Genomic DNA, 22619 nt, shown 5'->3' with positions numbered 1-22619 from the left:
CTCATCGCCCTCAGTGCCAGGCGAGTGACCCGGAAGAAGCCAGTCTCCGGCTGGACGAAGAAGCGGACGCCCACCGGCTGATCTATCGCTGCAAGCTCTTCAGAGCCATCGATGTGCAGATGCTTGACTCCCTACGCGGCGACGAGCTGGGAGGGTGTGTTTATGATCTGCCCCTGTCAGCTGACCCGAGGGGGAGCCATAATGCGCAGAAGAAGCAGAGGGTTTGTCATCGGCGTGGCGTTGTTGCCGCTTGCGGTCGGCGTGAGTGCGTGCTCATCCTCGTCGGCCCCCAAGGCTACCGAGGCCCCCGCGCGGGCTTCCGCCCAGTCCGCAGATCCAGATCACGACGTGTGGACCGGGGAAGACCTGTCAACCCTGCTGCTATCGGTCGGCGACCTACCCAAAGGCAAGCGCTACAAGGTGCAGAAAGGGTACCCAATCAACAGCGGTACGCATTTCGGCGGTCCATTCAGCAAGCCTGTCAAAGCACGCTGCGACTGGCTCCTGAGCACTACGTGGTCTGATGCCTCCAACGTCGGGGTCGCCTCCTATGCCGGCTCCTACTTCGCCAACGCCGCGCAAGACGAGTACATCGAGGAGATCGACTCCTACCGCAGCACCGACGCCTGGACCGCCATGGACCACCTGAAGAAGTACGCGCGAAGCTGCTCCACCTTCAAGGACACCGACGGATCACCGATCATCGTCGGAGCAACGACGAAAACACTGCCAGGCCTGGGCGACGACAGCCTCGAAGTCGACATGACCTCCAATGTCAACACCGTCGAGGGGACCACCACAGTCGTCTCCCGGATCGGTCACGACATCATCTTCTCCGGCTGCACTGATACCCGCTCTCAAGCGATACAGACGGCCGAGGAGAACGCACGCAAACTCGCAACCACTGTGAAGGCCAAAACCGGGAACTGACGGGGCAACCTCGGACAGCCTTCCCGTCGAGCTGGTCGGGCGCATCCGGGTGACCGCGTGATGCGCCTGCCCGAGCCGCCCCGAGTTTCTACGACCCGAAGGGCGGCCGACCACCGAAGCACGGTCCGGTGTTCCGCTTCGCCAAGCCGGAGACCTGGCCTGAACCCACCATCGCTACCCGCGCTGCCACTGTGAACCATGGCAAGGCCGTCACCCAGGCATGGAACCGTGTCCATCCGACGCTGGCCCATCGGGCCGCCTGGCTGGACCACGAAGGCGAGCTACCGCTGACTGAAGGGACGTTGATGGGGCTGGAGGTCGAGCATCTGTCGAAGGACCGCGCGGCGCGTGCGGTGTGGTTGTGGTCCTCGAAGACCGGCGCTGCCGACGGGATGTCGACCGGACTTGGCGGGCGTTTCTGTGACGGTTCGACCTGGAACACACGTTGGGTCGTTCAAGCAGACCCTGGGCTGGACCCGGACCCCGCTGTGGGAACCGGATGCGGCGGACCGATGGACCTGGCTGATCATCGCCGCCTACCCAGCTGCGGCTTGACCGCCCGCTCACCCGGGACCTGCGGCACCCCAACGGCTCACGACCGTCCAGCAATGGATGCTGGAGCACACCCTTGCAATCCAACCCGCCGACGAGAACGAGAAGCCACGCCCGCGCCGTACGCAGGCCGACCGGTGGGCGCTCAATTACACCGCCGCCCGCCAGTACTCGGAGCCTGGATCGACAACCACCGCAGCCGAGCCGTGAGCCTGTCGCCAGGACGCTTGGAACAGCTCGCCGCCGTCGCCATGCGATGGGCGTAGGCACCCCGAGGGCAACTCAAGCTGAAATTCAGCGAATGCTCGCGGAAGAACACCCTCTGAAGCTTCTTCCGCGGTGCTGTCCGGGTGGAGTCCGGGTGGAATTGCGCATTCCGTACCCCGCGGCAAAATCACTGGGACAGACGTGCGAAGATCCGGACAATGATGCGGGCGCTCCCCACACCTATGCAGAGCGCACCGCCTGATTCCGCATACCTCATGGAGTCATACGTGACCCAGTCTTCCTGGCGTGCACGCGCCCTGTCGCGTCTCGTCATCTCGGCGATCGCCGTCGCCGTGGTCGGTGGCACCGCCGGCACCGCTCTGGCCGACGCCCCTGCGACGACCGGTCCGGCGAAGATCGTCGCCAGGAGCGCCGCCGCGGCCGGGCAGCACAAGCCCACCCCCGCCGCGCCGGACTTCTTCCTGACCGGGATCCTGCCGTCGGGTCAGACGTACGTCTATTCACCCGACGGGAAGGGCGGCTTCGAGGAACCGTCGGGTGCGGGCGTCTGGCCGCACTTCAGGTTCGGGGTGCCGGTCGATCCCGATCTGACCGGTTATCAGGACGGCGAGTACCAGGTCATGGACGACGGCACGCTGAATCTCTTTCGCAACGCGCGCCTCAAGAAGGTGGCCGGCGGCTGGGGTCAGTACAACGTCGTCTTCTCCCCCGGCACCCTGGGCGGCGCCAAGCACCCCGATCTGCTGGCCCGCGACAAGCAGGGCGTCCTCTGGCGCTTCCAGACCAGGGCGGACGGCTCGCTGGCACCGCGCGTCGAGGTCGGCCCCGGCTGGAACCAGTTCACCCAGATCACCGGCCAGGGCGACCTGACCGGCGACAGCAAGCCGGACATCGTCGCCCGCGACAAGCAGGGCGTCCTCTGGCTGTACAGGGGCACGGGCGATCTCCGGAAGCCGTTCGCGTCCCGCGTGAAGGTGGGTCCCGGCTGGAACCAGTTCAACAAGCTGGTGGCCACGGGTGACGTCGACGGCGACGGCCACAGCGACCTGCTCGCCCGCGACCCCCAGGGCAACCTGTGGCTGCACAAGGGGACGGGCAGGGCGGCCGCGCCCTTCAAGTCCCGAGTCAAGATCGGCACCGGCTTCAACCAGTACCGCGACATCTACTGACTCCCACCGGTCCGCGAGCGTTGCTGTGCACCAGTCCTACGGCTCCGGGTCCCAGGCCTGGAGTTGGTCGAAGAGGTGTCGGTCGCCGTCGAGCTTCAGGGAGTCCAAGGAGATACGGCCGTGGAAGGCGAGGACCAGTTCACTGGCCGTGCCTCGGGCGGAGGCGTCGGCCCCGTCCGGGGCCTCGCCGGCGGCGGTGACGGTGACGGGCGTGGTGCCGAGGGTGAGCTGGGCTTCGTAGGTGTGCACGGCGACCTCGTGGAGCTGGCGTCGGGCGACGGCAGCGCAGGTCCGCGGCGACTGCGACTTGCCCCATCACGCCCAGCAACCGCGATCCGGGCCGGCCTTGCGCAGTGCGTCCAGTAGCTGCTGCGTCGATGCGGCCAGCCAAGCCAGCAGGGCCTCGCGCTCCCGAGGCGCAGCCGGGGCGCCCTGCGGTGCGGCCTTGGCCGTGGCGTCAGGTCCCGCGGCGATGGTGGCGGCCCAGGCGCGGCGCCCCCGCCCAGGTGCTGCACCAGGTCGAACAGCGTCCACTCGGGGCAGGTCGGCACCTGCACGTCGAGGCTGGGCGCGGCGGCGACCGCGGCGCGGAAGGCAGTTGACCGTTCGTCGATCAGCCGCAGCAGGTCAGGGAGGTCCAGGGTGTTGTGCACTCCGGATGTCCATCACCGTACTGCGGCAACCGGACGGCGCTTTTCGGAGCCGACGCCGAGGGCGCTATGCCTCGGGCAGTGGCTGGACGGTCAGGTGGTAGTCCTGCAGGATTCGGCCGTCGTCGTCGAGCACGAGGAAGACCCGGGCGGCCCAGGCCACTTCGTCGGCCCGGTGGCCCGTGGCATACGTCAACTGGACGGTGAACATGACGATGTCGTCATGAACCGTGACGTGGTCGTCGTGCGTGATGTGGTACTCGCCGGAAGCGACGAACAGTCCGTACGCCTCCGCGACCCGGTCGACCAGTCCGTCGTGGCCGCGGTACTGGGTTCCCTCGATGAACTCGACGCCGTCCGCGGCCCACAGCTCGGCGACAGCGCGCTTGCGTGCGGCGGTGTCCGGTTCGCTCCAGACAGCGACGTAGCGCTGCACGATCTGGTCGACGTCGGGGGCGGTGATCTGCGACATGCGGGGTCAACTCCCTTGCTCGGTACGTGATCTGCGGCCTGGATCCGGCCGCGGGCACCAGGCTTGCGGCGGCCGTCGCGGGAGAGTCAAGGGAACAGGTCCGCCGAACTCTCCCCCTGCGGGAGGGCACACAATCGACGCGTGACGAGCTACCTGTCGATCGGTGACTTCTCCCGGGCCACCCACATGACCGTCAAGACCCTGCGCCACTACCACGAGGTCGGGCTGCTGGAACCGGTCGACGTCGATCCGCACACCGGGTACCGGCGCTACTCGGCCGAGCAGATCCCCACGGCCCAGGTCGTACGCCGCTTCCGTGACCTCGGGATGCCTCTGGAGGAGATCAGGACCGTCCTGGCCGCCTCCGACATTCCCACCCGCAACCGGCACATCAGCGCGCACCTGCACCGCCTGGAGGAGGAGCTGGGCCGCACCCAGCGCGCGGTAGCGGCACTGCGCGGCCTGCTGTCGCCGCCGGCTTCCGGGGACTCGCCCGGGATCGAGTTGCGCAGCGTCGGCGCGGTCCAGGCCGCGGCGATCACGGCGACGGTCGAGGCACAGGACATCGGAGCGTGGTTCCAGGGCGCCCTCGGCGAACTGTTCGCGACCGTGGCGGGCCAGGAGCTACGGGAGACCGGTCATGCCGGCGGGGTGTACGCGGACGAGCTGTTCACCCATCACCGGGGGCAGGCCACCGTTTTCGTGCCCTGCGACGGGCCCGTCCGGCCGGTCGGCCGGGTCGAACCACTGCTCGTGCCGCTGGCCGAACTCGCCGTGATCGAGCACTGCGGACCGCCCCTTGAGGTCGACCGCGCCTACGGCACGCTGGCCGCCTACGTCGCGCGCCACGCGCTCGCCGTCGACGGCCCGATCCGCGAGTACTACGTGGTCGGCCGGCGCCACACCCCGGACAGCGCACGGTGGCGGACCAAGGTCTGCTGGCCGGTCTTCCGCACCGGCGTCACCGACCGCGGATAGCGTGGTGATCTGGTGATCTAGTGATCCCGTCCGGCGCCACAGATGTCCTTGGAAGGACACGGGAAGGACAAGTGGCCTGGCGGAATCGCCACGTTGCCACGTCATGCGAGCAGGTGCTCCGCTACGGCCGTGTCCGTCACGATTCCGTTGAACAGGCCGGTCTTCAGGGCCGCGGAGGTGGCGGCGGCCCGCTGCCGGCCGTCGGCCAGGAGAATCACATCGGGTACACGCCGTAGTTCTTCGAAGCTGATGGCGATGATCCGGTCGCTCAGTTCCGGGGCGACGATGTGTCCCTCGGCGTCGAGCAGCCTGCCCGACACTTCGGCGCACGCTCCTCGGCGCCGGTAGTCCTCGCGCTCGGATGCGCTGAGGGCGTCGTAGACGGTGGACAGCCCTGGCCCCCATGCGCCGACGGTGATGATCGCCTTGGTGATCCGGCCGAACCGGCTGACGGTCTCGGCGATGCCGGGCTGCTGGCGCAGCATGGTGGCTGCGGCGCCGTCGGGCAGGAGGAGCGGCGCGTAGATGGGGTAGGCGGGGCCGCGGGCCACCGATGCGGCCCGCCGTACGGCCTCCACGGCGTTGGCGTCCGCGGGGCGCAGCGGGGTCACGCCGCACAGTTGCACGACCGTGCACCGGGGCAGGGTGGTCAGTTCGGGGCCGAGCGCCTCGATCTCGGGGCCCCAGATGAGCCCCAGGACGTCTCCCTCGGTGACGATCTCGGCGAGCAGGTCCGCCGTGACCGCGCCGAGTCGGTGAGTGACCAGCGCCGCGCCGCCGGGATCGTCTGCTCGTGAGGTGAAGACGATGGCGTGGCGAAGGCCGTACCGCGTGCGCAGGGCGTCGGAGCGTTCGGCGTCCAGGTCGGCGGGCAGGCGGATCTCCAGCCGGATCAAGCCGTCGCGAACGGCGGTCTCCAGGGTCCGGGCCACCTTGAAGCGGCTGATACCGAACTCTTCCGCTATCTCGGTCTTGGACTTGCCCTCGAGATAGAACATCCGGGCCATGGCGGCCGTCTGCACCAATTCCTCCGGGCCCGGGTGGTGTGCGCGGGCTCCGCCCTTCGGTTTCTGCTGCGTGCGCATATGGCTGCTCGCTGATCGTCGTGACGACATTCCAGGACGGTTGTCAGCCCGCGTAGGCGCACCTGCGCGAGAGAGTGGCCCTGACCCATTTGCCGCCGCCCCTCTCGCGGCCGCAGGTCCAGGACTCGGCGAGAGCGGCGATGATCGCCAGTCCGCGGCCGCGGTCGTCGTCGCATCCGGCCGCACGCCGGACGGGCAGCACCGCGGACCCGTCACGGACCTCGATGTGCAGCGCGTCCGGCCGCAGCGCCAGGCTGAGGGTGATCGTCGGGTCCGCGTGGCGCTCGCGCTCCGCCGGTTCGCCCAGCAGTCGAGCGCCGTAGCGGATGGCGTTCGTGACCAGCTCACAGACGACCAGCGTGGCCGCGTCGACGACCTCCTCGCCCTCGCCCCACAGCCGCAGGGATCCTTCCGTGAAGGCCCGTGCCTGACGTGCGGCGGGAGGGACTGCCCGCAGTTCCAGTGAGGCAGAGGCGGCTTCTGTATCAGGGGGAACGGCACAATCCGCCACGGAATTCATTTTCTCGGCCCTTTCAAGAAGGTGCGGAGATCCAAGAGCTGTGGGCCTCGCAAGCGACTGTGCTCGATTGAGCACGGTCCTCTCGGATGTGCTGCTACTTCCATTAAGGCGCCCCGTACGGCGAGGTCAACAGCGGAAGGCCCGCCGGCCCGTGATTTTTTGAAAATCGAGCGGATGGTGCTCGAAGGAGCAGAAGGGTTGGCTTTTTACGCGACGCCAGGCGGTCGTGCGCGATTTCGCGGCCCGGGACGGCGGGCCGTGACTGAGGAACTGGGGATCAGGCCACGTTCGCGAGTTTCTGGCGCACGACGATCGCGTTGAGCCGGACCGCGAACGGCGCGGTGTCGGTGAGGCCCAGGGTCCCCACACGGGACTTGCCGAAGCCGACGGTGACGTCGGCGCAGAAGGCGACGGCGTACAGGTACCCGCCGGCTTCCTCGTCCTGGAGGGCGAAGAACAAGTCGCGGTAGTAGCTCGTGTGGTCCGCCCCCTCGTCGTAGTAGGCCAGTCCCGGTTCGCCTTCCTGCGCCGCGAGTCCGGTGAAGGCATCCACGAGGCCGTGCTCGACGGTGTCCCAGAACGACGCCTTGGCCGCTTCGGGCGGGAGCGCCTGGCGGACCGCCTCCTTGAGGGAGAGTGCCATCACCAGGATCGGCGCCTCCTCCTGGAGCCCCCAGCCACGGATCATCTTGACGATGTCGCTGTCGGGCAGCGCCGCGGCGGCATCGCGGATGTGACCGAAGTCGTAGTTGACGGTGGCGGGCGCGATCGCCTCCTGGAAGGCACGCCCCAGGGCCTCCGCTTGGGCGAGATGAGCCTCTCCCACCTTGATGACTGACCTGAAACAGGCTGCCAACTTCGCCTCCTTAAACATTTTGTTGCACTGGTGAGGCGTCAGTATGCCGCAGCGCTCGCGTGAACCCGTGACTCCGCTCCACCTTCGCCACATGCAGCGTGTAGCTCTCGTACCACTCGGCTTGCCCGCGCTTTTGCGCCGCGCGGTGCTCGGCGTTGCTCCGCCACTGCGTGAGAGCGTCGGCGTCGCGGAAGTACCCGACGGTGATACCCAGCCCGCCGGGAGTCTGCGCGTGGTCCATCCCCAGGAACCCGGGGACGTCCTTCACCAGGTCCTCCATGCGCGCGTTGGTCTCGCTGTAGCCGCTCTGGTCCTGGGTTCGCACCGTGGTGAAGACAGCCACGTAGTAGGGGGGTTCGTAGGCCTCGACGGGCGCGACAGGGGCTTCCGAGTGATCGCTCATGGCGCCACCGTAAGGCGGGTGCGCCCAACGATCCAGGGATCGGGCCGAAGGGCGCGAGGACGGGGAACACCAGGGTGAACGCCGGCCGATGCGGCACTAGCCGGCCGTGTGCCGGTGGTGCAGCGTGTCGTCCAGCCAGTCATAGACGCGGGCCAGGGCGAGTCGTTGCGCTCCCGCCTGGCAGTGCGCGTCGGCGCCTTCCTCCGCGGTGAACTCGAGCAGGGTCTTGGGGCAGGTGAGGCTGTCGTAGAGCTGCCGGGCCTGTCCGGCGAAGAACAGGTCCTCGGCGGCCTCGCACACAAGGGCGGGGCATGTGATCTGTTCGGCGATGCCGTCACGGAGGTGGTAGTCGAGATAGGCGGCGCCGAAGGCGCGGGGGGTCTCGGCCCCCATGACGTACATACCGTGGTTCAGCGCCCAGCGCAGGACCGGGTTGGTGGCGATCAAGTGCTCCAGCTGGGCGTCGAGTTCGGGATCCGAGGCCGCGCGCAGCCGCCGTTCGGTCTCGTCGGGGTCGCCGGGCATCAGGGTGGTGACCGCCCGGCCGAGGTCGTAGACGCCGTCGATGGCGATCACCGCGGCCAGCCGGCGTTCGAACGCCGCCGCCCTCGGGGCGAGCAGTCCGCCCATGCTGTTGCCGAGCAGCGCGACCCGGTCGCCGTCGACCTCCGGCAGGGTCAGGGCGAAGTCGAGGACGGGGCCCACGACGTTCTCCCAGTCGGGACGGAAGACCAGGCCCTCGTGGTGGAGCGGCCCGGGCTGGCCCGGTCCGTCGAACGCGAGGACGTTGTAGCCGCGCTCCACGCCCGCCATCGCCCCGAAGAAGTGCATCTCTTCGACCGTGCCGTCGAAGCCGTTGTGCATGATCACGGTGGGCCGGGGAGTCGCGGAGGTGTCGGCGCGGTAGAGGTAGCCGGGGAGTGTGGTGCCCTCGTAGGGGATGCGGACCGGCTCGATCCGCGGGGTGAACAGCGCCGCCGCGGTGTGGAAGCACTCCACGCTGCGGTCGTAGGCGTGGTGGTGGCGGGGGTCGCACGGGTTGCCGTGCAGGAAGAACTCGGCGGACCGGTAGTAGTTCGACGCCCGCAGGAAGCCGTCCCGGGCACTGATCGAGTGGCCGTCCGCCAGGGCCCGTTCGGCCTCGGCGGCGACTCGGTCGGCCGTGGCCAGCCACTCGTCGTGCCAGCTGCCGTAGTCGCCTGCCACGATGCGTGTGCTCGTCGCCACGACCTCCCCGAAGTCGGCGCCGCCGTAGGTGATGTGGCCGAACGACCGCAGGGTCTCGTACCAGAACTGGACGTCGTCGGGGAACAGCAGGTTCTTCATGCCCACTCCCTAAAGCAACTATGTTTGCTTTCGTCGAGGCCAAGTAGAGCACCCCCGGGACGTAAAAGCAAACAGATCTGCTTTAGACTGGTGGTGTGAGCATGAACGCATCGACCCCGCGCCCCGGCGGACGGGCAGCCCGCGTCCGGTCGGCGGTCCACGAGGCAGTGATCGAGCTGCTGTCCGAGCCCGGCGGCAAGGACGTGACCGTCCCGGCGATCGCCCAGCGCGCCGGCGTGAATCCCACCAGCATCTACCGTCGCTGGGGCACCCGTGAGGCGCTCCTGGCCGATGTGGCGGTCACCCGGCTGGAGCAGGACTCCCCCTTGCCCGACACCGGCACGCTGAGCGGGGATCTGACGCAGTGGGCCACCGCGGCAGCCGCCAGCCTCCTGCGCCCCGAAGGGCAGTTGATCCTGCGCGCCCTGGCCATGTCCCTGCCGGGGACACCCGAGGCCCAGGAGGAACGCTCGCGCCACGTCGCCCGCCGGGCCGACGACATCGGCCGGATCCTCGACCGCGCCGCCGCCCGCGGAGAGAATCCCCCCGACATCGACCAGGTGCTCGACCACGTACTCGGGCCGCTCTACCTGCGGGCCCTCTTCGGCGCCATGCCGGACACGCCCGCCTACCCTCAGGCGCTCGTCGAGACAGTGCTGCACGGCGGCACCGCTCCGGCCGGCCGGGCGCGCAGTCAGGCGGCAGTGCCGGTCGCTGACCCGACAGGGTGATTTTGCGTCAGTGTCACGGTGGGTTGCCGCAGGTCAGAACCGTGGATGGGGCGTGTTGGGCGTAGATTTCTCACCAACCGCGTTTTTAGTCATAGCTAAAGGTGGCATGCTGATGGAGAGGCAACGAGCGTTGTCTCTCCATGAGTTGGGGGTGAATCATGGGCATCTTCGCCCGTGACGAGAGCCGGACGACGTTAGCGGCTTCCCGGATAGCGCGGCAGGCGACAGCCTCCCTGGCCGGTCTGCTGGCAGGGCAGGGCAAGACACGCTCCGACCTGGCGGCGGCCATGGGCGTCAGCCCGGGCCGGGTCAGTCAGATCATGTCTGGCGATGCGAACCTGACCGTCAGAACACTCGCCGCCGTGGCGGAGGCGCTGGACGCCGACGTCCAGATCACATTCTGTCCCCGACCGCAGTCGGCGGAGGCCAAGGCGGGCGGCAGCACGGACTCCTCGTCCCTCAGAAGCAGCGGGCTCCCGGCCCGTCTCAGCGGGTGAGCCAGCGGTCGAACCAGCGACGCTGCGGGGGCAGCGCCGGACTGTGGAAGGCGTCGTTGGACATCGCCTTCGCACGCAGCGTCTTGAGTTCTTCGTTCTCGCTGCGGCGGCCGTGAACGTACGCGAAGCGCAGCAGGTGTCCGCAGTGGGCGAGGGCGGTGCCGAACGCCTGGCGCCGGGCGACGAGTTCATCCGCCGTCGCCTCACGCTCAGCCTGCCGGCACGCCTCGTCGATCCCCGTCTGGACGTCCAGCGCCACGTCGATCGCCGCCTCCACATCCGCGTAGATCGCGTTGATCATCTTGGTCTCGGCAGCGAGCGGATGCCGCTCCAGCAGGTACAGCTTGAGATCGTGGACGAACACCCTGAGCTGGGCGGACGTTTCGATACCGCGGAGGAAGCGGTCCGACCAGGTACAGGCGTCGAGGTGCACACGCTGCACCAGCCGCTCCCTGACCAGGGCGATGCCCAGCGTCATGAACTTGACGTACGGCTGCGCCGTCTCGTCCTGTTTCCGCCGGGGCAGCGCGGTCGCCCCCGTCGCGGCGCCCGCGATCACCGGAGGGATCGACGCCGCGTGCGGCAGCAGCACCACCGCGCCGGCCGCCACCGCGCCCATCAGCGCCAGCACGAACAGCATCAGACCGGACGACGCCCAGCTGCCCAGCAGCCGCCCTTTGCCGGAGAACTCGCGTGCCAGCCCCACCCACGCGATGGCCGCGCTCACCCCAGCGGGTAACACGTAGTCGACCAACCAGGTGTGCTGAAACCAACTCATCGACGGCGCCCCCAAGACGTTCCACGGACGGGCCGAACCGCCTTCAGCGTGCGGATGCCCAAAGGCCTCCCTCTCGGCACAGGTCACACCAGCGCTCAGCCCTCTCGCCGCCCACCTGTCATCGAAAGCTGCCGCGAGTGGAGTTGATGATGTCAGTCAACGCGATACCACGCCGTCACTTTCAGCGACAATCGGCCAGCGTGTCCGCCGTCTCACGTGATCGGATAGCGTGCTGCCGCATGGGGGAACTGATATTGATCAGGCACGGCCAGACCGCGTGGAGCCTGTCGGGCCGGCACGCGGGCCGCACCGACGTCCCGTTGACCGATGCGGGTGAGACATCGGCCGAAGCGCTTGCTCCGAGGCTGGCCCGACGCCCGCTGGTCGCCGTGTTCAGCAGCCCGCTGAGCCGCGCCATGCGGACGGCCGAGCTGGCGGGGCTGACCGGCGTCAGGCCCGATCCCGACCTGGTGGAGTGGGATTACGGCGGCTATGAGGGCATGACCGCCGCGCGGATCCGGGAGGGGCGGCCGGGCTGGGACCTGTGGCGGGACGGCGTCGTCCCCGGCGGCACCGGCCATCCCGGTGAGCGAATCGAGCAGGTGGCCGCGCGTACGGACGCGGTGCTGGACCGGATCCGGCCACTGCTGGACGACGGCGACGTGGCCGTGGTCGCTCACGGTCATCTGGCGCGCGTGCTCGCCGTGCGCTGGCTGGGCCTGGACGCGTCGGCCGGCCGGCTGCTCGGCCACCCGCATCCGGGGACTCTGAGTTTCCTGGGCACTGAGGACGGCCAACCGTTCATCTCGGCCTGGAACGTCCCGTAGCGGCAGCCCGCCTCGCGATCGCGGTGTGAGGTCTCTGACGTACGGCCATGGACCGCACCCCCATGCCTGCTGAACCGCGGCAGGCCGGGGGGCCGTCGGCACGGGCGGGGGCGGTCCTCGGCTGATCGGGTTCCGTGATCCGTTTCAGCACCGCTTGTGACGCCGGCGCGGGGCCGGGGGCCCATATTTTTGATCTCGTGGAGCTGACGGAGTGTCACCGGCGTGTGGGCGCTGCCGCTTTCTGGCGTCTTGTCGTCGCGTTCAGTGTGTCGTTGCTCGTGCTGCTGACCGCGGTGCCGGCGGCCGGTTCCGTAGTGATGGGGCCGGGGTCCCCCGGTGCCCGTCCGCGCCAGGTGGAGGTGCACCGTTCCGCCACGTACAACATGCACTACCGGGCGGAGCGCTGGCAGCACGGGGTCTTTCCGCTGACCGTGCAGGCGGAGATCCTGACTCTGCAGGAGGTCCCCGACGGTGATCCCCCGGACGCCGAGCCGGCGGCCGGGAGGCTGGTGGGCGCGCAGACGACCATGCCCAACGGCTATACCGTGGAGCGCTATCGGTGGGTGAACTGCCGTCCGCCCGACCCGCAGAGCCCCTGCATCATCTACCGGCTGAAGACGCCACGTCGTAACCGCTCGATCGCCGTGGTCGTCAACCAGGCCGGGGACAACGTCGTTGCCGTCAACGTCATCGCACCCCAGTCCACGCAGCCCGACGCCAAACCCGCGCTCGGCATCGAACTGTCGGACGGGACCTGGTTCTACTCCGTGCACGCGCGAAACAGGGCGAACCGCGTCCACCAGGCCAACGACGCCCCCGACCTGGTGAGGGAGATCGCGCGGGTGGCGGGTGATCACTGGGCGGCCTCGGGCGACTTCAACCGCACCCCGGATTCGTGGGGGCATCAGCTGCCCCCGGGCCTGTCGTTGGTGCGGTCGGGCCTTGCCACCTATCCGGTGGGGGCGCCCACGGACGAACTCGACTACATGGTCGTCAAGGGGCTGTCCGCACCATGGCGGTACACCGCCTACCGCCTGACCTATGTGGACGGCTCCGACCACTACCCCGTCGGCTTCTGGTACAGCCTGGTCCCCGGCGGCAACGAGTACCGCTGCGATCCCGGCGACGCCCAACTGCGCGCGAGGCAGGACGAGTGCGCTCGTGAGGCAGCGACCGTGGCGATGGGCGACAGCTACATCTCCGGCGAGGCCGGCCGCTGGGCGGGCAACGCCAACACCAGCCCGGAAGGAACGGTCTGGGGCACGGACCGCGCCGCGACCGACTGCACCAGCGAGTCGAACTGCGACCACGACCTCGACCGGGTCTACGGCCTCACCTCCTACGCCGAGGGCGGCAACCGCTGCGACCGCTCCGACACCGCACCGATCATCACCGCCTCCTATCCCGAGGTCGCCTCCTGGCGGCACTTCGACCTGGCCTGCTCCGGGGCCACCACCAACGAGATCACCCAGCCCTTCACCGAGAAGGACGAGCCCGCCCAGACCGAACAACTCAAAGCCGTGGCGTCGGCCTACCGGGTCAAGGAGATCGTCGTCTCGATCGGCGGCAACGACCTCGGCTTCGAGGACATCGTCCGCTCCTGCGCCAAGCGGTTCCTGCTCGGCTTCGTCGCGTACTGCAAGAACGCCTGGGGGGACCAGAGCACGGAACTCGACACCGTCGGAAACAAGGTGACGCAGTCCCTGAGGGACATCCAGAACACGATGCGCCAGGCTGGCTACGGCCCCGGGGACTACCGCCTGGTCGTCCAGGACTACCCGCAGCCGCTGCCGCCGGGCGACGCCTACCGCTACCCGGAGACGTACGAGCGTTACTCCCAGGGCGGCTGCCCCTTCTATGACACTGACACGGACTGGGCCCGCGACACCCTCGTCACCGGCATGGCCCGGGAACTCGGCCAAGCCGCCAAAACAGTCGGCGCGGCATTCCTGGACGTGCGCGGCGCCCTCGCCCACCACGAGCTGTGCCACGAGGACACCCTGCACGCCACGAGCCTCAACAACCCCCTGGATCCACAGTCGGCCGAATGGGTGCGCTGGATCTCCTACCTCTACTTCCCCCACGCCTTCTGGGCCTCCCAAGGCAACCAGCAGGAGTCGATCCACCCGAACGCCTTCGGCCAGCGCGCACTGGGCAACTGCCTCACCCAGCTCGGCGACCAGCCGCCCCCGGGCGTCAACTCTCAGTTCCGTTGCACCAACGACGGCCTTCACGGCACCGACGGCATGCAGATCAAGGAGGTCGGATGAGCCGAACGTACCGGTCATGGCCAGAACCAGCGGGCTTCCGCCGACGTCATAGGGCTGTGTGCTAATGGCCTGAACTGTGGGGGGACCACGTGAGCAGCGAGATCTACTTCAGTAACAACTACCGCGACTTGTGCGAGCGCAACGGTACCGGGGCTGGCTTCCAGTTCGAGTTCTCATGCTCGCGCTGTCATGACACCTGGCGTTCGCCGTTCGAGCCGTACAACGGCGAGCGGGCCGCCAGTTGGCTCAGCAAGGGTGTCGACATGGCCTGGAACCTGCTGGGCAGTACGGGCCGTGGGGTCACATCCGCCGTGGACGGGCTGGCGGGGGCCGGTTGGGGCCGGTCCCGCGACCATGCCTTCGAGCGGGCGATCAGCAACGCCCAGGGGCACTTCAGCCGCTGTGCACGCTGCACCAACTACGTCTGCGGACGCTGCTGGAACGCGGCGCAGGGGCTGTGCCTGCACTGCGCCCCCGACACCGCGGCCGAGGCCATGGCGGCGCAGCAGCGCGGCCTGAACGACATGGCGTCACAGCTGGCATACGCCGCAGGGCAGCAAGCCGGGCAGAGCTACGACGCCACCGTCCCCCGGCAGCTGGTCTGCCCTCAATGCCGTACGGAGACACACGGAGCCCCTTACTGCTCCGGCTGTGGTCATCAACTGGCCCAGTCCCACCAGTGCGCCTCCTGCTCCGCCGTCGTGCCGGACGGTGCGGCCTTCTGCCCGGGGTGCGGCACACGGCGGTAGGGCGTGGCTGCTTGTGCTCACCCGCTTCAGGCGGTCCTGGCCTGAAGCGGGTGAGGGGCGTACGCCGCCGACCGCGGCGTACGTGTCGGCGGGGGCGGGGTCAGCCACTCGCGTCCGTGGTGCCGAGCTTTTCGACGATGGTCTCGTCCGGGCCGACGGGGCGCCCGTCGCCGGAGCGGATCTCCAGCGGGCTCAGCGGGCGTCCGCTGCGACGGTCGAGGAGTCGCGAGTGCGGCTCCCCGGGGTCGAAGCAGTGCGTCTCGCCCCACTGGCGCAGTGCGACGACGACAGGGAAGAGCGCGCGCCCCTTCTCTGTGAGTACGTATTCCTGGTAAGGGCTGCCGTCGGAGGCGGGCGCGGTTCTCATCACTCCGGCTTCCTCCAGCGTGCGCAGCCGGCTGGTGAGGATGTTCTTGGCGATGCCCAGGCTTCGCTGGAACTCGCCGAAGCGGCGACTGCCGTCGAACGCGTCGCGCACGATCAGCAGCGACCACCAGTCGCCGATGGCGTCGATCGACCGGGCAACGGGACACGGGGCGGCATCGAACCGCGTACGGGCGACCATTCCGCTCTCCTCCTCAGCACCACAGCGTCAGCGCCACGCGTGTGAGTGCCACGCATGGTTGCAACATGCTACCTCGCTGCCTAGGGTCCAGTAGGTAGCAAGTTGCAACCACCATGGAGGGGGCACCGTATGCCGAGCGACTGCTCGACGGCCGGCGGCCGGACGGCCGTGAACACCGCACTCGCACCGCCCGGGCCGCCAACCGCACGCCTGACCCTGCTCTTCGCCGTCGCCTGCGGCAGCGCGGTGGCCAACGTCTACTTCGCCCAGCCCCTGCTGGTCACGCTCGGCGAGCAGTTCTCGCTCGGCTCCGGGCTGCTCGGCGCCATCGTCACCGTCACCCAACTCGGATACGCCGCAGGGCTGTTACTGCTCGTCCCGCTCGGTGATCTCGTCGACAGGCGCAAGCTGATCACGCTCCAGCTCGGCCTGCTCGCTGCCGCGCTGCTGGCTGTCGCCCTGGCGCCCGGGACCACGGCGCTGCTCGCCGCCCTCGCGGCGGTCGGTGCGCTCGCCGTCGTCGCCCAGACCATGGTGGCCGCAGCGGCCCATCTCGCCGCTCCGGCCTTTCGGGGGCGGGTCGTCGGAGCGGTCACCAGCGGGGTCATCACGGGCATTCTGCTGGCCCGCACGGTGGCGGGCACAGTGGCCGACCTGGCCGGATGGCGCGCCGTCTACCTCCTCTCGGCCGCGATGACCGCGACGCTCGCCGTGCTCCTGCGCCGCGCCCTACGGGCCGGACGGCCGCCGACGGTCGCCATGCCGTACCGGCGTCTGCTGGTGTCGACCGTCGTCCTGTTCGCCCGCCACCCCCTGCTCCGGGTCCGCGGCGGGCTGGCGCTGCTGGTCTTCGCGGCCTTCAGCACGCTGTGGAGCAGCGTCGTCCAGCCGCTCAGCAGTCCGCCCTGGTCGCTCCCGCACACCGCGATCGGCGCGTTCGGGCTGGCCGGAGCGGCCGGAGCCGCGGCCGCGGGCGCCGCCGGCCGATGGAACGACCGCGGACTCGCGCAGCGGACCACGGGAACCGCGCTGGTCCTGCTCGCCGTGTCGTGGCTCCCCCTGGCGTTCACCCGGCACTCGCTCTGGGCGCTGGCCGTCGGCGCCGTCCTCCTGGACTTCGCGGTCCAGGCGGTGCACGTCACCAACCAGTCCCTCATCTACGCCGTACACCCGGATGCGGGAAGCAGAATCATCGGCGGTTATATGGTCTTCTACTCGGCCGGCAGCGGCCTCGGCGCCCTCGGCTCCTCACTGGCGTACGCGACGACCGGGTGGACAGGGGTGTCCGCCCTGGGGACGGCCTTCAGCTGCGCCGCCCTGCTGCTGTGGGCGACGACCCGGCGCCTGGGCCCAACAGCGTGACGTCACCAGCGTGCGGCGGCACTGGGCCGCCGCACGCTGTCGGTCAGACCGAAGCCCGCTCCACGGGGATCCACAGCTCCGCATCCGCCTGTGTGGCGTCCTGCGACAGCCGGGTCCGCAGAATCTCCGGTCCCGGCCGGCTCCGGTACGGGTTGGACGGGAACCACTGCGTGAACACGTCCCGCCAGAGGTACTGGAGCGCCTGCGGAAACGGCCCGGAGTTCTCGAAGACAGCCCAGGTCCCGGCCGGCACGGTGAGCGCGTCCATGTCCTGGGGCACGGCGGCACGGGTCACCACCCCGTGGTAGTAGTCGAGTTCGGTCCCCTCCGCCCGACTCGGGTCGAGGTCGTCACTCACCGATACGATCCCCTGCGGCTCCTGATCGGACAGGCTTTGAATGCGCTGCAGCGTCTCCTGCCCGATGCCCCGGATGAACTCGGCGATGGCAGGGTTCACCCCCTCGTGCACGAGGGGGACGCGCGCCTTCCTGCCGACCACACGGAACTCGTCCTTCTCCACGACCCTGTATCGCATACTGCTGCTCCCTTCGACGGTGAGGCGGAAGGACAGCCGTGGCTGGGACTGCAGACTCGCACCGGACCGTCTGGCCTCGCCGGGACCGACGCCGTGCATGGCGCGGAACGCACGCGCGAACGCCTCCCCCGACGTGTAGCCGTACCGCACCGCGATCTCCAGCAGCGTCCGTTCCCCGGCCAGCACCTCGGCACCAGCGATCGTGAGCCGCCTGCGCCGGATGTACTCCGACAGCGGAATCCCCGCCAGCGCGGAGAACAGCCGCCGCAGGTGGTACTCCGAAGTCACCACGATCCGCGCGAGGTCGGCCCCCTCGATCCGCCGATCAAGATGGCACTCGATGTGCTCCATGGCCTGGTTCAGCCGCTCCAGCACCCCGGCCTCCTTCCCTTTCGATCACTAACGTTAGGAAGGACTCACCTTGCCGGACCCGACATCCTGTGCCCGATCCGGTCGGGTACGACAAGCGACCGGCGACCCGCGCACATCCCACCCGTAGCAACCACAACGGGAAATAGGGGATTTCATGAAGCAGACCAGCCGGATGGCAGATGGCAGAACGGGCAGCTTCGCCAACGCACCACTGGCCAACCGCGCCTTCACAGATCCCGAGGACCTGATCACCGCCGTCCGGCAAGGATCGCGCCGGCTCCAGTACCGCAGCGACGTACTCGATGGCTGCCTTGCCGGAACAGGACTCGTCCGGGCCAGACCATGAGGACATGGGCATCCAAGGCAAGTGGCCGTACGTCCGGTACGCCGTGGCGGGGTGGGGTGGGGTGGGGTGGGAGTGTCGGTCGATCCGATAGACCGCTGGGGAACAGCTTCCTCTGCCGACAGTCTCGCCTCAGTGCCGCCGAGCCACAGCACCTGCCTTCCGCTGTCGCGAGATCCGCTCCAGCGCCGGGTTGACCCTCGACCTGGTGCAGGGCCCAGAGTGCTGGGTGTGGAGAACGACATGCACAGCATTGGCGAGATGGCCCGCGACAGCGGTCTGGGCGTGAGCGCCCTGCGGTTCTACGACCGTGCCGGTGTGCTGGTCCCGGCCTGGGTGGATCCGGTGAGCGGTTACCGCTGGTACGAACCCGAGCAGCTGGAAGAGGCCCGGCTGCTGGCCCGCTTGCGCCGGGCCGGAATGCCACTGCCGGACATCAGGCTGGTGCTGGCCAGCTGGTCCGGCGCGGACACCGATCTGGTCCGAAAGCTGCTCAAGGCGCACCTGTGCCGTCTCGAACAGGGACTGTCCGATGCCCGCGGCGAGTTCTCCGCGCTCCGAGCACTACTCGATCACCGGGAGAATGCCATGACTTCGCTCCGCATCGCCACCGTCCGGATGCCCAGCGCCGCACCCGAGCTGGCAGCCGCGCTGGACGCGGTCCGTTTCGCGGCGAGTACCGACCCTGAACTGCCGATGCTCGGCGGGATCCTGTTCGACATCGAGGGCGAGAGACTCCACCTCGTGGCTACTGACCGGTACCGAATGGCTGTCGCGCAGGCCGGTATCGCCGGGCACGACGGGAGCCGAGTGCAGGTCATCGTGCCCACCCCGCTCGCCGACGCGATGCGGGCGCTGTTGGACAGCGAGGGACCCGTGCGGCTGTCTGTCGACGGCGACCGCGTGACGCTGGAGGTGGGGGACAGGCAGGCAGCCGGCCAGTGCCTCGACCACGACTTCCCCGACTACCGTCGTCTCCTCCCCCAGGCCGCAGGGCGCCGCGCCGTCGTCGAGGTGGCGGCCTTTCGGAAGGCGCTGGAGACCGGTCCTGTCCGTTCCGGAGAGGCCGGAGCGCCCGACCTCAGCGTGCTCAGGGTGGAGGATGGCGGCACGGCGACCCTTTGCGCAGACGGTGACGCAGACCCGAACCGCGTCGCCGTGAACCGTGAGTTCCTGCTGGATGCGCTGGCCGCCGGGGCCCGGGAGCGACTGATTCTTGAACTCGGCACCCCCACAGTGCCGATCGCGATCCGCCGGCCCGACGACGAGGGCACCTTCTCGATCCTGATGCCGGTCCGCCTGGAGGACTGACGGTCCACGCACCCTGATCCGGCTCGCCCAGACCAATCGGACGCAGCCGGCTCAGGGTGCTGGCGAACCCATTGATGGCGACAGACACACCATCGTCGATGGAGACGAACCCGCACCATGATGCCCGGGCCGCCCATGGAAGCCGTCACGGCTGCTGGGCCCTCGGCCTGTGACACCGCCAGCACAAGACGCGAGAACTCGGCCGACGAGACGTCGACTGCCACCGCAGGGATCACCACCCATCAGCGCCACGACACCACGCTTTGAAGGTCAGTAGTGCTGGGTTCCTCTTTCGCTGGGTATATGTCCTGGTGGCGGGGTGGTTGAGGGTGCTCGGGGGCGGGTGCTGGGCGATGGTTTTACGGGCACGACCGGTATTCGACGAGGACGAGCGGACCGTCGTCGGCCGATTGTCGCGGGCGAGGAAGGCTCCGCGGGATGCAGTGATGCGGGCCCGCGTGATCCAGTTGAGTTGGTCGGGGCTATGGGTGCCGGCGATCGCCGTGGAGCTGGACTGCAGCCAGAAAACGGTCCGCTGCCGGCTGCACCGCTTCAACCGCTCAGGCCTGCAGGGGCTGGAGGATCCAGGCGGGCAGGGCCGCAGGCGACGGATCACCGAGGAGGAACGATCTCGGATCATCTCCCTGGTCAAGGACATGCCACCAGGGCGGCTGAGGTGGGAGCCGGTTGGGCAACCGTGGGCCTTCGACGAGTCCGGACCTTCCGAGTGGACCCTGGATTCCCTGGCTGCGGCCGCGGGCCGAAGGGATCCAGGTGGGCCGCTCACAGGTCAGGCACATCCTGCTCGCCGAAGGCGTGCGCCGGCGCCGTACCCGGTCCTGGACGCGCTCGAAGGATCCGGACTTCGTCCCAAAGGACAAGGATCATCGGCCTCTATACTCACCCGCCCGCCGACGCGACGGTGATCTGCGCCGACGAGCCGGGGCCAGTGATCCCGCGGACCTTTCCGCCCGCACCCGCCTGGTCACCGGACGGGCACCGGATCAAAGCCGAACTCGACTACAGCCGCGGACCGGAGAAGACCTGGGTCTACGGCGGTCTGCGACCAGCCGATGGCCAGGCAGCCACGATGACCGCGTCGTCCCGCAACAGCGTGTTCTATCAGCAGTTCCTGCAACGGCTCGAGAACGCCAACCCGGACGGGCAGATCTGGATCGTCACCGACAACCTGTCCAGTCACAACAGCGTGTCCACACGGACCTGGCTCGAAGACCACCCCCGCATCCACCATGCCTTCATCCCCGTGGGCGCGTGCTGGCTCAACCTGCAGGAAGGCTGGTGGCGCATCTTCCGCAAGACGGCCCTCTCCGGCCGGTCATCCGCCAACCGCGACGACATCGAACAGGCCACCACCCTGGCGACGGCCCGGCCCAACGCCCATGCCGGCCCCTGGATCTGGGGCAGACCCGCACCACCTACCAGGCGCTTACGTCGCCGATATGTGTACGTCCTTTGAGGAACCCAGCAGTAGCGGTAGTTCGTTAAATCCGGCGGTGGTGTGGGTTGACGGCTAGTCCGGTTGGTCGTAGGCCGGTGGTAGGAGTCAACTGCGTTGCTGGGGGCTGGAGATGACTGCTCGCCGTCCATGTCCGCCTGCGCCGGGGCCGTTGGAGGAGTACGCGGCCCGGTTCGACGACCTCTTCTTCAGCCTGGCACAGCGGCGAGGGTTTCGCGAGTACCTGACCGGGCTGCTGGCGCCACGGGAGCGGAACAAGACGATCACCTGCCTGGCAGGCGCGGAGCCGGTGACCGGCGCGGGTATGCCGGGGGTGCAGCGGCTGCAGTTCTTCCTGTCCGAGTCCCCCTGGGAGGCCGAGCAGATCAACGACCGGCGGCTTGAGCTGCTGCGCGAGCAGCCGGCGACGGCTCCGCACGACGGCGGGGTCATCGTGATCGACGATTCCGGCGACCGCAAGGACGGCACGGCGACCGCGCATGTGGGCCGGCAGTGGCTGGGCCGGTACGGCAAGACCGACAACGGCATCGTCACGGTGACCACGGTGTGGACCGACGGCCGTGTGTACTACCCGCTGCACGCGGCTCCCTACACCCCTGCCCATCACTTCGCCCGGGGCCGGTCCGATCCGGCCTTCCGCACGAAACCGCAGCTGTCTGCTGCTCTCGCGGCCCGCGGGAAGGAGGCCGGCTTCGGCTGCCGGGCGGTGGTTGCCGACTGCGCCTACTCGGTCAGTGACGACTGGTACCTCGCACTGCGGGAGGCCGGCCTGGCCTATGTGGTGGCGCTCAAGCCGCGCAACGGTGTCTGGGCCCCGGCCGACCAGCCGCACACCCCCATCCAGGCCGCCCACGCCCTGACCTGGCGGAATGCCAAGCATCCCGGCGACTGGACGCCCGTGGAACGACACTTCCGCGACGGGCACACCGAGACCTGGTGGGCCGCCGAAGCCCGCCTGGGCGGCTACGGCCCCGACTCACAGTGCCGGCTGATCGTGGCCACCACCGACCCAGCCCGGCTGCCGGAGAAGGCCACCTGGTACCTGGCCACCAACCTGCCCCACCCTGATGCGCCTCACGCCGCCACCAGCCCGCACTCGCCGGCCGACCTCGCCGAGATCGTCCGCCTCTACGGACTGCGGCCATGGATCGAACAGAGCTACAAACAGGTCAAGGACGAACTCGGCTGGGCCGACTTCCAAGTCCGCTCCGACCGCGCCATCCGCCGCCACCAGACCCTGGTCAACTGCGCTTTCTCCTTCTGTTGGGACCAGTGGTTCGCCCCACCCGGCCCCCTGGACGCCACCGCGCCGGACCCGTGCCCCGACGAGGGGACAGAGAGGGGGCCCAACCGAACCCCACCAGCCCCAACCGCCTTGCTGGCCCAGGGCCTTACGCGCCATTCGTTCCTGGCTCACCCCCGCCATCACGCTGAAGCGGTGGTGGCGAGCCTGGACGGACAAGGACCCGCCCTTTGAGCTCCAGGCCCTGATTGACGCGGTCACCACCGGACACGGTCTTGATCTCTACAGCCGGATCTAACGAACTACCGGTAGTGCTGGATTCCTCAAAGGAAGTACACATAGCGGCGGCGTAAGTGTCTGGTGGGTGGTGCGGGTCTGCCCCAGATCCAG

22 protein-coding genes and 2 pseudogenes are annotated in these 22619 nt (G+C 68.9%); 14 read left to right on the top strand and 10 right to left on the bottom strand.

The window, feature by feature from the left end; translation table 11 throughout:
* Window positions 1–201: 201 nt before the first annotated feature.
* Together AB0L75_RS38185 and AB0L75_RS38180 are read left to right on the top strand one after the other, a co-directional pair.
* Window positions 202–930, top strand: a complete 729-nt coding sequence (locus tag AB0L75_RS38185) for a hypothetical protein (protein WP_365190690.1) — start codon at window positions 202–204, stop codon at window positions 928–930.
* 1046 nt (window positions 931–1976) lie between these two features.
* The gene (locus AB0L75_RS38180) at window positions 1977–2879 is read left to right on the top strand and encodes a VCBS repeat-containing protein (protein WP_365190688.1); all 903 of its coding nucleotides are present in this window, start codon (window positions 1977–1979) and stop codon (window positions 2877–2879) included.
* A 36-nt stretch (window positions 2880–2915) separates the two neighbouring features.
* On the opposite strand, the pseudogene AB0L75_RS38175 reads toward AB0L75_RS38180, so the two are convergent.
* Together AB0L75_RS38175 and AB0L75_RS38170 are read right to left on the bottom strand one after the other, a co-directional pair.
* Window positions 2916–3532, bottom strand: a pseudogene (locus AB0L75_RS38175) (maleylpyruvate isomerase N-terminal domain-containing protein).
* 64 nt (window positions 3533–3596) lie between these two features.
* Window positions 3597–4001 (bottom strand): nuclear transport factor 2 family protein, encoded by a 405-nt coding sequence (locus AB0L75_RS38170; RefSeq protein WP_365190686.1) that lies wholly within the window; start codon window positions 3999–4001, stop codon window positions 3597–3599.
* A gap of 141 nt (window positions 4002–4142) precedes the next feature.
* On the opposite strand from AB0L75_RS38170, the gene AB0L75_RS38165 reads away from it, so the two are divergent.
* Entirely contained in the window at window positions 4143–4979 is an 837-nt protein-coding gene (locus AB0L75_RS38165) for a MerR family transcriptional regulator (protein ID WP_365190684.1), read from the top strand.
* 101 nt (window positions 4980–5080) lie between these two features.
* Here the strand turns inward: AB0L75_RS38165 and AB0L75_RS38160 are convergent, their stop codons facing one another.
* The 5 genes from AB0L75_RS38160 to AB0L75_RS38140 form a co-directional block, all read right to left on the bottom strand.
* Window positions 5081–6064 (bottom strand): sugar-binding domain-containing protein, encoded by a 984-nt coding sequence (locus AB0L75_RS38160; protein WP_365190682.1) that lies wholly within the window; start codon window positions 6062–6064, stop codon window positions 5081–5083.
* A 43-nt stretch (window positions 6065–6107) separates the two neighbouring features.
* Window positions 6108–6575 carry an ATP-binding protein gene (locus AB0L75_RS38155; protein ID WP_365190681.1) on the bottom strand — a complete coding sequence of 156 codons (468 nt, stop codon included), beginning with the start codon at window positions 6573–6575 and terminating at the stop codon, window positions 6108–6110.
* 286 nt (window positions 6576–6861) lie between these two features.
* Window positions 6862–7458 (bottom strand): Type-2Aa cytolytic delta-endotoxin, encoded by a 597-nt coding sequence (locus tag AB0L75_RS38150; RefSeq protein WP_365190679.1) that lies wholly within the window; start codon window positions 7456–7458, stop codon window positions 6862–6864.
* Complete coding sequence (locus AB0L75_RS38145; protein ID WP_365190677.1) at window positions 7451–7843, bottom strand: antibiotic biosynthesis monooxygenase; 393 nt, start codon at window positions 7841–7843, stop codon at window positions 7451–7453. The genes AB0L75_RS38150 and AB0L75_RS38145 overlap by 8 nt, the downstream gene beginning before the upstream one ends.
* A 96-nt stretch (window positions 7844–7939) precedes the next feature.
* A complete protein-coding gene (locus AB0L75_RS38140) occupies window positions 7940–9169 on the bottom strand; it encodes an alpha/beta fold hydrolase (RefSeq protein WP_365190676.1) in 1230 nt (409 codons plus the stop codon).
* Between the two features lie 101 nt (window positions 9170–9270).
* Here AB0L75_RS38140 and AB0L75_RS38135 point away from each other — a divergent pair, with 101 nt between their 5' ends.
* Window positions 9271–9900 carry a TetR/AcrR family transcriptional regulator gene (locus AB0L75_RS38135; RefSeq protein ID WP_365190725.1) on the top strand — a complete coding sequence of 210 codons (630 nt, stop codon included), beginning with the start codon at window positions 9271–9273 and terminating at the stop codon, window positions 9898–9900.
* A 158-nt stretch (window positions 9901–10058) separates the two neighbouring features.
* The gene (locus tag AB0L75_RS38130; protein ID WP_365190675.1) at window positions 10059–10397 is read left to right on the top strand and encodes a helix-turn-helix transcriptional regulator; all 339 of its coding nucleotides are present in this window, start codon (window positions 10059–10061) and stop codon (window positions 10395–10397) included.
* On the opposite strand, the gene AB0L75_RS38125 is transcribed toward AB0L75_RS38130, so the two are convergent.
* Window positions 10387–11262 carry a hypothetical protein gene (locus tag AB0L75_RS38125; RefSeq protein ID WP_365190673.1) on the bottom strand — a complete coding sequence of 292 codons (876 nt, stop codon included), beginning with the start codon at window positions 11260–11262 and terminating at the stop codon, window positions 10387–10389. The two genes, AB0L75_RS38130 and AB0L75_RS38125, sit on opposite strands and share 11 nt — an antisense overlap.
* A gap of 152 nt (window positions 11263–11414) precedes the next feature.
* Here AB0L75_RS38125 and AB0L75_RS38120 point away from each other — a divergent pair, with 152 nt between their 5' ends.
* The 3 genes from AB0L75_RS38120 (at window position 11415) to AB0L75_RS38110 (ending at window position 15021) form a co-directional block, all read left to right on the top strand.
* Window positions 11415–12002: a histidine phosphatase family protein gene (locus tag AB0L75_RS38120; protein ID WP_365190672.1), complete on the top strand. Its 588-nt coding sequence runs from the start codon at window positions 11415–11417 to the stop codon at window positions 12000–12002.
* Window positions 12003–12226: 224 nt separating this feature from the next.
* Window positions 12227–14272: an endonuclease/exonuclease/phosphatase family protein gene (locus AB0L75_RS38115; RefSeq protein ID WP_365190670.1), complete on the top strand. Its 2046-nt coding sequence runs from the start codon at window positions 12227–12229 to the stop codon at window positions 14270–14272.
* Between the two features lie 89 nt (window positions 14273–14361).
* Entirely contained in the window at window positions 14362–15021 is a 660-nt protein-coding gene (locus AB0L75_RS38110; protein ID WP_365190668.1) for a zinc ribbon domain-containing protein, read from the top strand.
* Window positions 15022–15121: 100 nt separating this feature from the next.
* Here the strand turns inward: AB0L75_RS38110 and AB0L75_RS38105 are convergent, their stop codons facing one another.
* A complete protein-coding gene (locus AB0L75_RS38105; RefSeq protein WP_365190666.1) occupies window positions 15122–15586 on the bottom strand; it encodes a helix-turn-helix domain-containing protein in 465 nt (154 codons plus the stop codon).
* A gap of 129 nt (window positions 15587–15715) precedes the next feature.
* Here AB0L75_RS38105 and AB0L75_RS38100 point away from each other — a divergent pair, with 129 nt between their 5' ends.
* Window positions 15716–16948: an MFS transporter gene (locus AB0L75_RS38100; RefSeq protein WP_365190665.1), complete on the top strand. Its 1233-nt coding sequence runs from the start codon at window positions 15716–15718 to the stop codon at window positions 16946–16948.
* Window positions 16949–16991: 43 nt separating this feature from the next.
* Here the strand turns inward: AB0L75_RS38100 and AB0L75_RS38095 are convergent, their stop codons facing one another.
* The gene (locus AB0L75_RS38095) at window positions 16992–17858 is read right to left on the bottom strand and encodes an AraC family transcriptional regulator (protein ID WP_365190663.1); all 867 of its coding nucleotides are present in this window, start codon (window positions 17856–17858) and stop codon (window positions 16992–16994) included.
* A gap of 201 nt (window positions 17859–18059) precedes the next feature.
* Here AB0L75_RS38095 and AB0L75_RS38090 point away from each other — a divergent pair.
* From AB0L75_RS38090 to AB0L75_RS38070, 5 genes and pseudogenes are all read left to right on the top strand, one after another.
* A pseudogene (locus AB0L75_RS38090) lies at window positions 18060–18201 on the top strand (DDE endonuclease); the annotation flags it as partial.
* A gap of 240 nt (window positions 18202–18441) precedes the next feature.
* Window positions 18442–19509 (top strand): MerR family transcriptional regulator, encoded by a 1068-nt coding sequence (locus tag AB0L75_RS38085; RefSeq protein WP_365190662.1) that lies wholly within the window; start codon window positions 18442–18444, stop codon window positions 19507–19509.
* Window positions 19510–19862: 353 nt separating this feature from the next.
* Entirely contained in the window at window positions 19863–20435 is a 573-nt protein-coding gene (locus AB0L75_RS38080) for a helix-turn-helix domain-containing protein (protein ID WP_365190661.1), read from the top strand.
* Window positions 20432–20986 (top strand): transposase, encoded by a 555-nt coding sequence (locus AB0L75_RS38075; protein ID WP_365190660.1) that lies wholly within the window; start codon window positions 20432–20434, stop codon window positions 20984–20986. The genes AB0L75_RS38080 and AB0L75_RS38075 overlap by 4 nt, the downstream gene beginning before the upstream one ends.
* Before the next feature lie 151 nt (window positions 20987–21137).
* A complete protein-coding gene (locus AB0L75_RS38070; protein WP_365190659.1) occupies window positions 21138–22463 on the top strand; it encodes an IS701 family transposase in 1326 nt (441 codons plus the stop codon).
* Window positions 22464–22619: the final 156 nt, after the last annotated feature.

This window comes from Streptomyces sp. NPDC052101 (genome assembly GCF_040680235.1).
Lineage (GTDB): Bacteria > Actinomycetota > Actinomycetes > Streptomycetales > Streptomycetaceae > Streptomyces.
This window is presented reverse-complemented; position numbering and strand designations above follow the sequence as displayed.

Excerpts from the sequence above, each read along its gene's own strand:
- AB0L75_RS38085 (WP_365190662.1), top strand. The coding sequence starts at position 18,442 with ATGCACAGCATTGGCGAGATGGCCCGCGACAGCGGTCTGGGCGTGAGC.
- AB0L75_RS38145 (WP_365190677.1), bottom strand. The coding sequence starts at position 7,843 with ATGAGCGATCACTCGGAAGCCCCTGTCGCGCCCGTCGAGGCCTACGAA.
- AB0L75_RS38160 (WP_365190682.1), bottom strand. The coding sequence starts at position 6,064 with ATGCGCACGCAGCAGAAACCGAAGGGCGGAGCCCGCGCACACCACCCG.
- AB0L75_RS38120 (WP_365190672.1), top strand. The coding sequence starts at position 11,415 with ATGGGGGAACTGATATTGATCAGGCACGGCCAGACCGCGTGGAGCCTG.
- AB0L75_RS38130 (WP_365190675.1), top strand. The coding sequence starts at position 10,059 with ATGGGCATCTTCGCCCGTGACGAGAGCCGGACGACGTTAGCGGCTTCC.
- AB0L75_RS38135 (WP_365190725.1), top strand. The coding sequence starts at position 9,271 with ATGAACGCATCGACCCCGCGCCCCGGCGGACGGGCAGCCCGCGTCCGG.
- AB0L75_RS38170 (WP_365190686.1), bottom strand. The coding sequence starts at position 4,001 with ATGTCGCAGATCACCGCCCCCGACGTCGACCAGATCGTGCAGCGCTAC.
- AB0L75_RS38105 (WP_365190666.1), bottom strand. The coding sequence starts at position 15,586 with ATGGTCGCCCGTACGCGGTTCGATGCCGCCCCGTGTCCCGTTGCCCGG.
- AB0L75_RS38100 (WP_365190665.1), top strand. The coding sequence starts at position 15,716 with ATGCCGAGCGACTGCTCGACGGCCGGCGGCCGGACGGCCGTGAACACC.
- AB0L75_RS38150 (WP_365190679.1), bottom strand. The coding sequence starts at position 7,458 with ATGTTTAAGGAGGCGAAGTTGGCAGCCTGTTTCAGGTCAGTCATCAAG.
- AB0L75_RS38080 (WP_365190661.1), top strand. The coding sequence starts at position 19,863 with ATGGTTTTACGGGCACGACCGGTATTCGACGAGGACGAGCGGACCGTC.
- AB0L75_RS38140 (WP_365190676.1), bottom strand. The coding sequence starts at position 9,169 with ATGAAGAACCTGCTGTTCCCCGACGACGTCCAGTTCTGGTACGAGACC.
- AB0L75_RS38185 (WP_365190690.1), top strand. The coding sequence starts at position 202 with ATGCGCAGAAGAAGCAGAGGGTTTGTCATCGGCGTGGCGTTGTTGCCG.